General features: G+C 72.3%; 13 protein-coding genes and 1 tRNA gene. 8 read left to right on the top strand and 6 right to left on the bottom strand.

Translation table 11 applies throughout. The features are described 5' to 3' along the window. Positions 1-132: 132 nt before the first annotated feature. The gene (locus GRC12_RS15555; RefSeq protein WP_208779840.1) at positions 133-1,302 is read left to right on the top strand and encodes an SUKH-4 family immunity protein; all 1,170 of its coding nucleotides are present in this window, start codon (positions 133-135) and stop codon (positions 1,300-1,302) included. Between the two features lie 83 nt (positions 1,303-1,385). After that, positions 1,386-1,790, top strand: coding sequence for a hypothetical protein (locus GRC12_RS15550; RefSeq protein WP_208779839.1), 405 nt, complete (start codon positions 1,386-1,388; stop codon positions 1,788-1,790). Positions 1,791-1,857: 67 nt separating this feature from the next. Here GRC12_RS15550 and GRC12_RS15545 read toward each other — a convergent pair whose 3' ends face one another. Together GRC12_RS15545 and GRC12_RS15540 are read right to left on the bottom strand one after the other, a co-directional pair. Then, on the bottom strand, positions 1,858-2,322 hold the full coding sequence (locus tag GRC12_RS15545) for a hypothetical protein (RefSeq protein ID WP_208779838.1): 465 nt from the start codon (positions 2,320-2,322) through the stop codon (positions 1,858-1,860). Positions 2,323-2,372: 50 nt separating this feature from the next. Further along, positions 2,373-2,447: transfer RNA gene (locus GRC12_RS15540), tRNA-Cys, on the bottom strand. Between the two features lie 171 nt (positions 2,448-2,618). Between GRC12_RS15540 and GRC12_RS15535 the strand changes: the two genes are divergently transcribed. The 3 genes from GRC12_RS15535 to GRC12_RS15525 all read left to right on the top strand — a co-directional run bounded on the left by GRC12_RS15535 (position 2,619) and on the right by GRC12_RS15525 (position 7,009). After that, a complete protein-coding gene (locus GRC12_RS15535) occupies positions 2,619-4,088 on the top strand; it encodes an MFS transporter (protein ID WP_208779837.1) in 1,470 nt (489 codons plus the stop codon). A gap of 177 nt (positions 4,089-4,265) precedes the next feature. After that, positions 4,266-6,062: a DEAD/DEAH box helicase gene (locus tag GRC12_RS15530; protein WP_208779836.1), complete on the top strand. Its 1,797-nt coding sequence runs from the start codon at positions 4,266-4,268 to the stop codon at positions 6,060-6,062. Positions 6,063-6,367: 305 nt separating this feature from the next. Then, complete coding sequence (locus GRC12_RS15525) at positions 6,368-7,009, top strand: IclR family transcriptional regulator (protein ID WP_133046296.1); 642 nt, start codon at positions 6,368-6,370, stop codon at positions 7,007-7,009. A 270-nt stretch (positions 7,010-7,279) separates the two neighbouring features. Here the strand turns inward: GRC12_RS15525 and GRC12_RS46405 are convergent, their stop codons facing one another. After that, positions 7,280-8,821 carry a PucR family transcriptional regulator gene (locus GRC12_RS46405; protein WP_208779835.1) on the bottom strand — a complete coding sequence of 514 codons (1,542 nt, stop codon included), beginning with the start codon at positions 8,819-8,821 and terminating at the stop codon, positions 7,280-7,282. A gap of 119 nt (positions 8,822-8,940) precedes the next feature. Here GRC12_RS46405 and GRC12_RS15515 point away from each other — a divergent pair, with 119 nt between their 5' ends. From GRC12_RS15515 to GRC12_RS15505, 3 genes are read left to right on the top strand one after another with little or no spacing between them, the layout of a single operon-like run. Further along, positions 8,941-9,732 carry a chorismate synthase gene (locus GRC12_RS15515; protein ID WP_208779834.1) on the top strand — a complete coding sequence of 264 codons (792 nt, stop codon included), beginning with the start codon at positions 8,941-8,943 and terminating at the stop codon, positions 9,730-9,732. Further along, entirely contained in the window at positions 9,729-10,838 is a 1,110-nt protein-coding gene (gene menC, locus GRC12_RS15510; protein ID WP_208779833.1) for an o-succinylbenzoate synthase, read from the top strand. Before GRC12_RS15515 ends, menC begins: the two co-directional genes overlap by 4 nt. Before the next feature lie 53 nt (positions 10,839-10,891). Continuing rightward, positions 10,892-11,683 carry a YlbL family protein gene (locus GRC12_RS15505; RefSeq protein WP_208779832.1) on the top strand — a complete coding sequence of 264 codons (792 nt, stop codon included), beginning with the start codon at positions 10,892-10,894 and terminating at the stop codon, positions 11,681-11,683. Here GRC12_RS15505 and GRC12_RS15500 read toward each other — a convergent pair. The 3 genes from GRC12_RS15500 to GRC12_RS15490 form a co-directional block, all read right to left on the bottom strand. Then, a complete protein-coding gene (locus GRC12_RS15500; RefSeq protein WP_208779831.1) occupies positions 11,680-11,865 on the bottom strand; it encodes a hypothetical protein in 186 nt (61 codons plus the stop codon). The genes GRC12_RS15505 and GRC12_RS15500 overlap by 4 nt on opposite strands. Positions 11,866-11,880: 15 nt before the next feature. Next, the gene (locus GRC12_RS15495; RefSeq protein ID WP_133046304.1) at positions 11,881-12,471 is read right to left on the bottom strand and encodes a winged helix-turn-helix domain-containing protein; all 591 of its coding nucleotides are present in this window, start codon (positions 12,469-12,471) and stop codon (positions 11,881-11,883) included. An 81-nt stretch (positions 12,472-12,552) separates the two neighbouring features. After that, positions 12,553-13,314: an ABC transporter permease gene (locus GRC12_RS15490; RefSeq protein ID WP_244372884.1), complete on the bottom strand. Its 762-nt coding sequence runs from the start codon at positions 13,312-13,314 to the stop codon at positions 12,553-12,555. Positions 13,315-13,415: the final 101 nt, after the last annotated feature.

Raw genomic sequence — 13,415 nt, 5'->3', positions numbered from 1 at the left:
CGGGGTAATTCCAGGGCGTTGTCAGTGGCGGGGCGTAATGTTCTGGCAGTGGGTGACGGCCGGTGGCTGACGGCCGGCAGTCGAGCCCACGCACAACGAAGTTCATGTGATGCAACACATGCGGGGGAAGCAATGAGCAGGACCGACACCGCCGTCGAGGTGATCAGACTCACCGCGGACCAACTCGATCCCTACGTCACGCACGCGCCGACGCGGCACCGGCTGACAGGCCCCGGACTCCCCTCCGACGGCGCCCTGTTGACGTTCACGGCCCTGCGCACCCGCGGCCTGCGCACGGTGGCCCAGTCCACCGACGCCGACGATCCCGACCTGCCGACGGAGCTGCGGGACCGGCTGGTCATAGGTGAGCTTCTCGCCCCGGCCGGCATGGACCCGGAGTCGATCCTCCTCGACGGCGGCACCGGCGAGATCAGCACGGCGTACCTGTTCGAGCTGATGGACAGCCGCCCGCTGGCGCCCTCGCTTGAGGCGCTGGTGCGGTTCGCGGCGGTGACCGAGGAACTGGCGGACCTGCGCGGCCAGTTCGCCTCCTACGCGGGCCGCCATGGAACCAAGGCCGCGGCCGAGGCCTCCCGCCGGCTCCTGGCCCTGTTCGAGGAGGGCACGGACGGCCGGGTCCCGCCGTACTGGAAGGCCGCGGCGCTGATCCGCCCCCTCGCCCTCGTGGCCGGCCCCGGCACGGACTCCGGCCTCACCCTGGACGTCCCCGCCCGCCTCCTGGACGAGGAGTTCGGGCACGGGCGCGTGGCGCGCTACGAGGACGTCGACTTCCCGTCGACCCTCACCCATGAGCCGACCCGCCGCTTCCTGCGCGGGACGGGCCTGCCGGAGCAGACGGTGCTCTTCCACCTGGACACCGAGGTCCCCCTCCAGACCCTGGCCGAATACGCGGCGGACGACCGCCCCGGCACCGCGTCCCCCTTCGAACTCCCCGCCCGGGCCGACCACTTGATACGCCTCGGCCATCTGGTCGAGGACAACAGCCTGGTGGTGGACGGCGCGACGGGCGAGGTCCTCAACTGGAGCGAGCCCGAGGCGAGGCTGTACCCCCTCAACACGGACGTCTCCACCCTGGCCTTCACCCTGTGGCTGCACCACCGCGAGCGCACCATCGACCGGGCGCTCTCCCACGAGCTGTCCACCGAGGCCTACGACCAACTGGCCGCCACCATGCTCCAGGTCCTCACGGCGATCGACCCGACGGCGACCACCACCGCCACCGCAGCCGACTGGCACTACTGGACCCAGGCCTTCCAGGACGAGCCGGGCGGGGTCCTCTGACCCCGCGCTCCCGTAGCGCAGATCCGGGGCGGCGAATAGGCTGGTCACAGGGGGTCGACATGGTTCGATCCGAGGAGCCTCCCATGAGGAAGACCAGACACGGCGCTTGGCGTGCGACCGGTGTCGTCACCGCACTCGCCACGGCCGCCGCGATCGCCTCCGTCGCCCCGGCACAGGCGCAGTCCACCGCTCAACTGTCCGCGTACGTCAGTGACGGCTGGGGCGGCGGAACCATCACCAGCCAACCCGCCGGGATCAACTGCCATACGTCGGCGTGGGATCCGTACGCGGGCGATCCGGCCCCGAACCCGACCGGAACCTGTACCGCGACCTTCCAGGTCGGCACGACGGTCATCTTCACCGCCACACCCGACCCCGGCTCCTACATCAACGACGGCCCCACACCGAACCCCGTGACCGTACGGACCGGCTACAACTTCACCTGGGTGATGTTCTGCCCGACCGACGGCCTCTGCTCAGCGGGCTGACCCCCACCGATCCCACCGGCCGACGCCTCACTCCGGACTGCTCAGAACCCCAGCTCACTCGGACTGCCTAGAGAGAGCGGACGTCTGAACGCATCGCATGCCGCAGCGTTTCGAGTGCCTCGCTCAATGCCGCGCTGCTGGCCGGCCACTCCGGATCAGTGGTCACGTCTGGCTCTTCGAAGCGATCCCGAAGGCGTAGGAGTTTCCGGAAGGCCTGAGTGGCCACTTCGTCGAGAGGTTCGGGCGCCATGATGCGCATCTCGTAGAGGAGCCGAAAGGCGTTGGCGGCCCCGAGGATCTCCCCGGACTGCTCGATGCGCTCCTCCCTGGTCAGCGCGGTGCTTCGCTGTAGATCTCGTAGCCGGTGCTGCGTGAGCCAGAGCGCCCCGAGATATTCGCTGTAGAGCTGTCGTTTTGCGGCACGCTCGCGGGACGCGTCCTCCCGATGCCATCGCGACCGTTCCCCAAGAAGGGTTGTGCTGACACCGAGAAGGGCACCGAGCGCGGTGCCCACAAGAGTCCCCCAGTCCACGGGCCACATGGTAGAGGCGCCGCACCACTGGGCGCAGGCTCGAGACTTCGTGGAGGCCGTGGCGGGAATCGAACCCGCGTAACTCGCTTTGCAGGCGAGTCCCTGAACCACTCGGGCACACGGCCGTGTCGTTGGCACGACCGTAGGGCGGGGTGGGTGTGGGGCTCAAGGGAATCCGTGGCGCCGCAACGGGACTGCCATACGCCGTTCATGAAAGGGGCCTACGACCAAGGTCGCAGGGCGGAAGGGACCCCCGACAGGGGTCAACGGGGGTTGTGGACCTTACGCTGGCGGGCATGACCGTCCTGGAGCCGCGTGACGCCGTAGTCGTAGAGGGAACCGCTGGTGACAGCGTGCTGGGGCGGGCCTACCGGGCGCTCAGTGTCGGGATCGTGTCCGTCGTGCTGCTCATCGCCTTCGAGGCGACCGCCGTGGGGACCGCGATGCCCGTCGCCGCGCGGGAGTTGGACGGGGTCGGGCTGTACGCGTTCGCGTTCTCGGGGTACTTCACGACCAGTCTGTTCGGGATGGTGCTCGCCGGGCGGTGGTCGGACCGGCGGGGACCGGTCGGGGCGCTGACGACCGGGATCGGCGCGTTCGCCGCCGGGCTGGTGGTGGCCGGGACCGCGGGGGTCATGTGGGTGTTCGTCCTCGGTCGGGCCGTGCAGGGGCTCGGCGGCGGGCTGGTGATCGTCGCCCTGTACGTCGTCGTCGGGCGCGCCTATCCGGAGCGGTTGCGGCCGGCGATCATGGCGGCCTTCGCGGCGAGCTGGGTCGTACCGTCCGTGGTGGGCCCGCTGGCCGCGGGCGCGGTGACCGAACATCTCGGGTGGCGCTGGGTGTTCCTCGGGATCCCGGCGCTCGTCGTCTTCCCGCTGGCGATCGCGCTGCCGCAGATCCGGCGCCGGGCCGCCGGCCCGGTCGACGGCTGCGCGGACGCCTCCGGCGACCGGCGGCGCATTCGGCTCGCCCTCGCCATCTCCCTCGGCGCCGGCTTCCTGCAGTACGCCGCCCAGGACCTGCGCCCGCTCTCCCTGCTCCCCGCCCTCGCGGGCACCGCACTGCTCGTGCCGGCCGTACGGGGGCTGCTCCCGCGCGGCACGTACCGGGCGGCGCGCGGGCTGCCCTCGGTGGTGCTGCTGCGCGGGGTCGCGGCGGGGTCGTTCATCGCCGCCGAGTCCTTCGTGCCGCTGATGCTGGTCACCCAGCGCGGCCTGTCGCCGACGCTCGCCGGGTTCTCCCTCGCGGCGGGCGGGGTGACCTGGGCGGTGGGGTCCTGGGTGCAGTCGCGGGCGCGCGTCCAGCCGTACCGGGAACGGCTGATGGTGGTGGGTATGGTGCTGGTGGCCGCCGCCATCGCCGCCGCCCCGAGTGTGCTGGTCGACTCCGTGCCCGCCTGGACCGTGGCCGTCGCCTGGGCCTTCGGCTGTTTCGGGATGGGCCTGGTGATCGCCTCCACCAGCGTGCTGCTGCTGAAGCTGTCCGCCCCCGAGGAGGCCGGCGCCAACTCCGCCGCGCTGCAGATCTCGGACGGCCTGTCCAACGTGGTCTTGCTGTCGGCGGGCGGTGCGGCCTTCGCGGCGCTGGGCGGCGGGGCGGTGGCCCACACGGCGACCGCGACCTCTACCGCGACCGAGGCCGCGGCCTCCGGCGCGGGACACCATCCGGCCGCCTTCGCCGCCGTGTTCCTGCCGATGGCCGTGGTGGCGCTGGTGGGGGCGTGGGTGGCGACGCGGGTGACGGCCGCCGGGCACGCCACGCGGTGACAGAGGTGCGGTGAGGAGCCTTCCGTGCCGACTGTGACCTCGATCCCACCCACGGGCGACCCGCCCCGGTACGCGCATGGACAGCAGGGGCCCGCCGGTAGGGTGGCCCGGTTGTCATACGTAGCCGAGCCGCCCTCAACCCTCGCCATCGAGCCGCCCGACCACCCCACGGAGACCGTGACTACCACCGCCGCCAGCTCGCACTCCCACCACCTCTCTCCCGCCTTTCCCGGCCGCGCCCCCTGGGGCACCGCCAGCAAGCTGCGTGCCTGGCAGCAGGGGGCGTTGGAGAAGTACGTCCGGGAGCAGCCGCGTGACTTCCTCGCCGTCGCCACACCCGGCGCCGGCAAGACGACCTTCGCGCTGACGCTCGCCTCCTGGCTGCTGCACCACCACGTCGTGCAGCAGGTGACCGTGGTCGCGCCGACCGAGCACCTGAAGAAGCAGTGGGCGGAGGCGGCGGCGCGGATAGGGATCAAGCTGGACCCCGAGTACAGCGCGGGCCCGCTCGGCAAGGACTACCAGGGCGTCGCGGTCACCTACGCCGGCGTCGGCGTACGGCCCATGCTGCACCGCAACCGCGTCGAGCAGCGCAAGACCCTCGTCATCCTCGACGAGATCCACCACGCCGGTGACTCCAAGTCCTGGGGCGAGGCGTGTCTGGAGGCCTTCGAGCCGGCCACCCGCCGCCTCGCGCTCACCGGTACGCCCTTCCGCTCCGACACCAACCCGATCCCCTTCGTCACGTACGAGGAGGGGAACGACGGCATCCGGCGCTCCGCCGCCGACTACACCTACGGCTACGGCAACGCCCTCGCCGACCACGTCGTGCGGCCGGTCATCTTCCTCTCCTACAGCGGCAACATGCGCTGGCGGACCAAGGCCGGTGACGAGATCGCCGCCCGGCTCGGCGAGCCCATGACCAAGGACGCGATCAGCCAGGCGTGGCGTACGGCCCTGGATCCGCGCGGCGAGTGGATGCCCAGCGTGCTGCGCGCCGCCGACCAGCGGCTGACCGAGGTCAGGAAGGGCATCCCGGACGCAGGCGCCCTCGTCATCGCCTCCGACCAGGACTCCGCCCGCGCCTACGCCAAGCTCATCCGCGAGATCACCGGCAGCAGGGCGACCCTCGTGCTGTCCGACGACGCCGGTGCCTCGAAGCGGATCGACGACTTCAGCCAGAGCAACGACCGGTGGATGGTCGCCGTGCGGATGGTGTCCGAGGGCGTCGACGTGCCGCGGCTCGCGGTCGGGGTGTACGCCACCACCATCTCCACCCCCCTCTTCTTCGCCCAGGCCGTGGGGCGTTTCGTGCGGTCCCGGCGGCGTGGCGAGACCGCCTCCGTCTTCCTGCCGACCGTCCCCGACCTGCTCACTTTCGCAGGCGAGATGGAGGTCGAGCGCGACCACGCCCTCGACAAGCCGAAGAAGGAGGGCGAGGAGGACCCGTACGCCGAGTCCGAGAAGGAGATGGAGGAGGCGAACAAGGAGCAGGACGAGGACACCGGCGAGCAGGAGCAGTTCGCCTTCGAGGCGCTGGAGTCCGAGGCCGTCTTCGACCGGGTGCTGTACGACGGCGCCGAGTTCGGCATGCAGGCCCACCCGGGCAGCGAGGAGGAGCAGGACTACCTCGGCATCCCGGGACTCCTCGAGCCCGACCAGGTGCAGCTGCTGCTGCAGAAGCGGCAGGCGCGGCAGATCGCGCACAGCCGCAAGAAGCCGGACGCCGAGGCCGACCTGCTGGAGCTGCCCGCCGAGCGGCGGCCCGTGGTCTCGCACAAGGAGATGATGGAGCTGCGCAAGCAGCTCAACACCATGGTCAGCGCGTACGTCCACCAGAGCGGCAAGCCGCACGGTGTCATCCACACCGAGTTGCGGCGCACCTGCGGCGGGCCGCCGAGCGCCGAGGCCACGGCCGGTCAGCTCCGGCAGCGGATCGCCAAGGTGCAGGAGTGGGCGACCCGCATGAAGTGACGCCGGGCGCCCTGCGGGGACACGGTGGCGCACCGTCCGTATCAGGACAAACAGAGGTAGTCCGGTCCCGGCCAGTGCCCGGATTCTGGACGGAGACTTCCGCTCAGCGAACCCGCACCGCTAATGTCCCGCTACGCACACGCCCCGTGGCAGCGCCGCCGCGGAGCGCAGCCGTGAAGCGACGCGGTCCGGTATCGGCCGGACCGCCGGCCGATCGGCGGCCTCTGTTGCGCGTCACTGACGGGACTCGGTGACGCATCGTCGCGCGGAGACCGCCGACCTCACCACTTGGAGGAGTGGGCGTCGTGACCGCGGAGACCTCTCAGACGCTCGACCGAGGACTGCGTGTCCTCAAGCTGCTGGCCGACACGGACCATGGGCTGACCGTCACCGAGCTTTCCAACAAACTGGGCGTCAACCGGACAGTCGTGTACCGGCTGCTCGCCACGCTCGAACAGCACGCGCTGGTACGGCGGGACTTGGGCGGCCGTGCCCGGGTCGGGCTCGGCGTGCTGCGGCTCGGGCGGCAGGTGCATCCGCTGGTGCGCGAGGCCGCGCTGCCGGCGCTGCGTTCGCTCGCCGAGGACATAGGGGCGACCGCGCATCTGACGCTGGTGGACGGGGCGGACGCGCTGGCCGTCGCCGTCGTGGAGCCGACCTGGACGGACTACCACGTGGCCTACCGGGCGGGCTTCCGGCACCCGCTCGACCGGGGCGCCGCCGGCCGGGCGATCCTCTCCGCGCGGGCCAAGCCCGTGGGGGAGCCCGGGTACACGCTGACCCACGGGGAGTTGGAGGCCGGCGCGAGCGGTGCGGCGGCCCCGCTGCTCGGGGTAACGGGCGTCGAGGGCAGCGTCGGCGTCGTGATGCTGGCCGACGCGGTACCGGAGCGGGTCGGCCCCCGGGTCGTCGACGCGGCACGAGAGGTCGCCGAAGCCCTGCGCTGAGCTGCGGACCCCTGCCGAGGTCGTGGGCTGAGACGCCCCCGGGGGCCGCCGAAGTCGTGCGCTTCGTCGCGCCCCCGGAGGTCGCCGAAGCCCTGCGCTGAGCCGCGGCCCTGGGGGGCTGCCGAGGTTGTGGGCTGAGTCGCGCCCCCCGGAGTCGCCCAAGCCCTGCGCTGAGCCGCGCCGCGGCGGGGCTTGCGCACGCGGCGGGGCTTGCGCACGCGGCGGGGGAGTACGCCCGCCTGGAGCACCTGCGCACCTGTGAGGAACGGCTCAGGGCGTGGCTCCGGTGAGGCCGGCCAGCGTCCTCAACTGAAGCCACAGCACCAGCCGTTCGTCGGGATCGTCGAGGTCGATCCCGACGTGCTGCTGCGCCTGCCGCAGTCGGTAGCGGCAGGTGTTCGGGTGCACGGCGAGCAGCTTCGCCGCCCCCGCCATGTCGCAGCCCGCGTCGAACCAACTGACCAGCGTGCGCGCGTACTCGGTGCCGTGCTCCGTGTCGTGCGCCAGCACCCGGCGCCACGCTCCCTCGCTCAACTCCCGCTGCTCGCCCAGCACTTCCGCCAGCCGCAGCAGCGTCACCCGCGGACGCACCTCGTCCAGCGTGGCCACCGGCAGCTCCGGTCCGAGCACCCGCAGCACCAGCTCGGCGTCCTGACGCGACCCCGCGAGCTCCGCCGGCCCCGCCACCACGTCCCCCAGGGCGGCCCGCACCGAAACCCGCAAGGCCTGCCCCGCCCGCGCCACGATGTCCTCGGCCAGCCGCTTGTGCCGCGTACCTGGCCCCGGCAGGACCGCGTACACCACCCCGTCGGCCGGCACACACGCGTGCCGCCCGTAACGGGCCTCGCACTGCAGCCGTACGACGTCCAGCAGGCGCAGGGCGGTCTGCTCGGCGTCCGGCAGGCTCGCGGCGTCGAGGACGAACGCGGCGACCCGCATCGGCCCGTCGAGGCCCAGGCGCTGCGCGGCGCTCGCCGCGTCCGCCGTGCCGTCGAGCAGACGGCGCAGCAGATCGCTGTTGTGGTGGCGGGCCAGCTCCTGGGCCGCCCGGGCCCGCAGCAGGAGCAGCGCCGCCGTGGACGCGCCCTGGGTCAGGGTGTCCTCGGCGTCCGGCGCGAGCGTGCCGTCGTCGACCACCCAGACCGAGCCCAGCGTCTCGCCGCCCGCTCGGACGGCGACCGCGAGACGGGGCAGGTCACCGTCCCGCAGCGCGGGCAGCCGCAGCGCGCCCGGGGCCGCGAACAGCGCCCGGTACTGCTCGGTGTCGGCCGCGCCGACCGGGACCCGCAGGCCGAGGATGCCCTGTCGGCGGTCCTCGTCGACCGGCTGGCCGGGCACGGTGGAGTAGGCGAGGATCCGCTGGCGCGGGTCCTCCACGGCCGTCGCCCCGCCGGTCGCCGCCGCGACGGCGTCCGCCAGCGCGAACAGGTCCCCGAGACCGCCGGCCGACGGCGTGGGCCGGGCACCGATCGCCGAGGACAGCAGCAGATGCACCTGGTGCCAGGCCACGTCCTCGTCGACCGACAGCAGCGCCACGCCGTGCGCCTCGGCCTCCCCGACCGGGCCGTCCGGGCCGCGTACGACGAGCCCGGTCATCCCCGCCCGTGCGGCCGTGCGGACCAGCGGTCCGGCCGCGGCCGCCCGTACGCCGACCGCCAGGAGCAGCGCGCCCGGGGCGTCCGGCTGCGGGGCATGGGCGTCGTACAGCAGCGCCTCGGTGACGGGGACGGCGAGTCCGGCGGGGGCGGTGTGCAGATGGACGGAGGGTCCGCCGATGACGTCCAGGAGGTCGCCGAGCGTGCAGGCGTCCATGGGTTCCTCCTGGGGCCGGTGGTGAGGGGGCGAACGGTTGGCCGATCCGGAAACGAACGTACGCGCGCCTTGTCCGCTCGCACAATGTGCCGGCCGCGCCCGCCGACGACACTCGTCGCATGACGATCGACCGCCCGCCCGGAGTGACCATCCGCACCGTCCACGACGTCGCCGGCCTCACGGCCGTCGCCGACCACTTCAGCGACGTGTGGCAGACCCCGCGCACCTCCCCGCCCTACCCGGCCGAGGTGCTGCGCAGCCTCGTCCACGCGGGCGGCGCCGTGCACGCCGCCTACGACGGGACCCGGCTCGCCGGGGCGTCCGCCGCCGTGTTCGGGCCGGACCGGGCCACGTACTCGCTGGTCGCCGCCGCGGACCAGGGCCTCGGCTACCACGTGAAGCAGGCCCAGCGCGCCTGGGCCCTGGACCTCGGCGCCCGCACCATGCGCTGGACCTTCGACCCGCTGATCGGCCGCAACGCCCGTTTCAACCTCGCGAAACTGGGCGCGACCGGCACCGAGTACCTCGTCGACTTCTACGGCCCCATGGCCGACGGCGTGAACGACGGCGACGAGAGCGACCGGCTCACGGTCACCTGGGAACTCGCCCGGCCGCAGGCACCGGAGGAGACCGGCGACCGGGAGACGGCGCCCGCCACGCACACGGCACCCGACGGCGGGACGCTGGCCCGGCGCGACCGCGCCGACCGGCACGTCTGGTGCCGCGTCCCGGACGACATAGTCAAGCTGCGCTCCGCCGACCCCCGTCTCGCCCTGCGCTGGCGGCACGCCGTCCGCGAGGTGTTCACGGAGGCCTTCGCGCAGGGCTTCACGGCCACCGGGATGTCCCGCGACGGCTGGTACACGCTCACCCGCAAGGCCCGGCAGCCCCGGAAGGACTCCGCCGTATGAAGCTCGAACGCGTCGAGATCGTCCATGTCGCGATCCCCCTGGTCTCCCCCTTCCGCACCTCCTTCGGCACGATGACCACGAAGGACACCTTCCTGCTGCACGTCGTCACGGACGAGGCCGAGGGCTGGTCGGAGTTCGCCGCCGACCCCGAGCCGCGGTACTGCTCCGAGTTCGTGGCCGGCGCGGAGATCGTGCTGCGGGACTTCCTGCTGCCGCGCGCCACCGCCCTCACCCACCTCACCACGGCCGCCCTGGCCCCCGCCCTGGCGAAGACCAAGGGCCACGAGCTGGCGAAGGCGGCACTGGAGACCGCGGTCCTCGACGCGGAGCTGCGCTCGTACGGCATGTCCCTCGCCACCTACCTCGGAGCCGTCCGCGACCGTGTCCCGGCGGGCGTCTCCGTCGGCATCAAGGACTCGGTCCCGCAGCTGCTGGACGACGTCGAGCGCTACCTCGCCGAGGGCTACGTCCGCATCAAGCTGAAGATCGAGCCGGGCTGGGACGTGGAGCCCGTACGGGCGGTGCGCGACCGCTTCGGGGAAGCCCTGCCCCTCCAGGTCGACGCCAACACGGCCTACACGCTCGCGGACGCCGAGCACCTCAGGCGGCTGGACGAGTTCGGACTGCTGCTGATCGAGGAGCCACTGGAGGAGAACAACCTCCACGCCCACGCACAGCTCCAGCGGCGCCTGACGACCCGCGTCTGCCTCGACGAGTCCCTCCACAACGCCCGCGACACCGCCTCCGCGATCGCGATGGAGGCGTGCCGGGTCGTCAACGTCAAACCCGCGCGGGTGGGCGGCTACCTCGAGGCCCGCCGCATCCACGACGTGGCGCACGCGCACGGTGTCCCCGTGTGGTGCGGCGGCATGCTGGAGACGGGCGTCGGGCGTGCCCCCAACCTCGCCCTGGCCGCCCTCCCGGGCTTCACCCTCCCCGGCGACACCTCGGCCTCCTCCCGTTACTTCGCCGAGGACATCACCGCGCCCTTCGTCCTCGAGGACGGCCACCTGACGGTCCCGACCGCCCCCGGGATCGGTATCGAACCGCTGCCGGACGCACTGCGGCGCTTCACACGGGAGCGGCGAGACTTGTACGTGAGCTGACCGTCGCCCGACCGACGCCTGGCCGGAAGTCACCGTCACGTTAGATTGATCCCGTGCTCTCTCGCCTCACACGCCCCCAGGCCCTCGCCGTCTGCGCCGCGCCCGTCGTGGCGCTGATCGCCACGGCCGTGTTCGCGCCACTGCCGTTCTCACTGGCGCAGCCCGGGATGACGGCGAACGTCCTCGGGGACAACCAGGGCACACCGGTCATCACGATCTCCGGTGCGAAGACCCGGCAGACCAGCGGGCAGCTGCGGATGACGACCATCGAGGCGACCAATCCGGACACCCGGGTCTCGCTCGGGGACGTGCTCTCCGCCTGGTTCGCCACGGACAAGGCCGTGATGCCGCGCGACTCGGTCTATCCGAGCGGGCAGAGCACGAAGGAGATCGAGCAGCACAACACCGCGCAGATGAAGGAGTCGCAGGACGCGGCCACCCAGGCGGCGCTGAAGTACCTCGACCTCAGCGCGAAGGATGTGAAGGTCACCCTCAGGCTCGCCGACGTGGGCGGGCCGAGCGCGGGGCTGCTGTTCACGCTGGGCATCATCGACAAGCTCGACGGCAACGGGAGCGGAGGCGATCTGACCGGGGGCCGTACCGTCGCCGGCACCGGGACGATCAGCGCCGACGGGAAGGTCGGCGCGGTGGGTGGCGTGGCGCTGAAGACGCAGGCCGCGCGGCGGGACGGGGCGACGGTGTTCCTGGTGCCGAAGGACGAGTGCGGCGACGCCAAGTCGGAACTGCCGAAGGGGCTGCGCCTGGTGCCGGTGACGACGCTGAAGGGTGCGGTCAGTTCCCTGGTGGCGTTGGAGGGCGGAAAGGGCTCCGTACCGAGCTGCTAGCCGACCAGCGCCGGCCGCTTCGCGGACGCCAGCCGCAGCCCGACCTCGACGAGGGTCCAGCCCAGCCGGCCGCGCAGATCGAGCGGCACCCTGGCCCGCGCGGCGAGGCGGTGTGCGGCGGCCTCGGCGCGGAGCTCGGCGGCCCGGGCGTGGTGGAGGGTGAGGTGGGTTTCGGGGTGCATGCGAGTGGCCTTCCGTCAGTCGGTGCTGATCGGGAACGTGTGCGTGTGAATGCGTACGCGCTCGGCGTCCGGGGCGTCCGCCGCCTCGGGCAGGTCGCGGTAGCTCTCGACGAGGGCGTGCATCTTCTCGATGAGTTCGTGAGCGAGCCGGGGTGTGAGCCGTAGCGTCATGTCGCTCATGTCCGTGCCCTGGACCCACTCCTCGGACCAGGTGTGCCGGTTGCCGAGCCAGGTGGACAGCTCCTGGGCGTGCTTCGTGGCCACCTCGTGCATGACCATGTCGATGGCCCCCCGGACGGCCGGGCTGGCGTCCGTGAACAGGGCGTCGTCGAAGTACAGCCCGTCGTCGGCGGCCTTCCACCACCGCTCCCGCCCCTTGCCGTGCTCGGGTGCGTCCTCGACGAAGCCGTAGGTCGCGAGCTGGCGCAGGTGGTAGCTCGTCGCGCCGCTCGACTCACCCAGTCTCTCGGCGAGTTGGGACGCGGTGGCGGGACCGCCGAAGCGCAGCGAGTCCAGCAGCTGCATGCGCAGGGGATGGGCCAGCCCCCGCAGTGAACGCGCGTCGAGATGGCGGACCTTGCGGGTCTCGGGCTCTGGTTCCGGCATGCGTACAAGGTAGCTATGCAAAGGATCCTTTGCAACGCCTTCTTTGCAACAACTCCTTTGTAAGCCGCGCCCTGCCCTGCTTCACGAGCCCCTGGCCTCCAACCCCCGCGGCCTGAACATGAGTTCGGCGACGGACGCCAGCCAGTCCACCAGCAGGGCCAGGACGGCCGTGAGGGCCGAGCCCAGGATCAGTACCGGCATCCGCTGGGTGGTGATGCCGGTGGTGATCAGGTCGCCCAGGCCGCCGCCCCCGACGAAGGTCGCCAGGGTCGCCGTGCCGACGTTCAGGACGAGGGCGGTGCGCACCCCCGCGAGGATCAGCGGGACGGCGAGCGGCAGTTCCACGCGCCCGAGCACGCCCAGCGGTGACATGCCGATGCCGCGCGCCGCCTCCAGCAGCGCGGGGTCGTTCGCCCTGAGCCCGGCGACGGTGTTCGACAGCACGGGCAGGACGGCGTAGACGATCATGCCGAGGAGCGCGGCCCTTATGCCGGCGCCGAGCCAGATCGCCGACAGGGCGAGCACGCCGATCGCCGGGGTCGCCCGGCCCGCGTCGGCGAGCGCCATCGCCACCGGGGTGGCCTTCCGGAACGCCCCGCGGGTCAGCAGGACGCCCAGCGGGATCGCGATGACCAGGACCAAGAAGGTGGAGATCGCCGTCAGTTCGACGTGCTGCCACAACGCCTTGGACACCTGGCCGTCCGCGAGGGCGTGCTCGGAGATCTGGTCGAGCGTGGCCTGCCGGAACCACAGCCAGGTCGCCAGCAGCACGGCGAGGACGGCGGCCGGAAGGACGGTCAGCTTCTGCCAGGTGATCAGCGGTGGCGCAGGGCTGGGCGACAGCCGGGCCGCCCCGGCCTCTGCAGAGACGTCCACCGAGGCGTCCACCGAGACGCCCACCGACCCGTCCCTCCAGACCTCCGCACCACCCCCCAGGTCCACAC

The organism is Streptomyces griseorubiginosus (assembly GCF_017614965.1).
Taxonomy (GTDB): domain Bacteria; phylum Actinomycetota; class Actinomycetes; order Streptomycetales; family Streptomycetaceae; genus Streptomyces; species Streptomyces griseorubiginosus_B.
The sequence above is the reverse complement of the archived record's forward strand: the minus strand, read 5'-3'. Positions and strand labels throughout refer to the sequence as shown.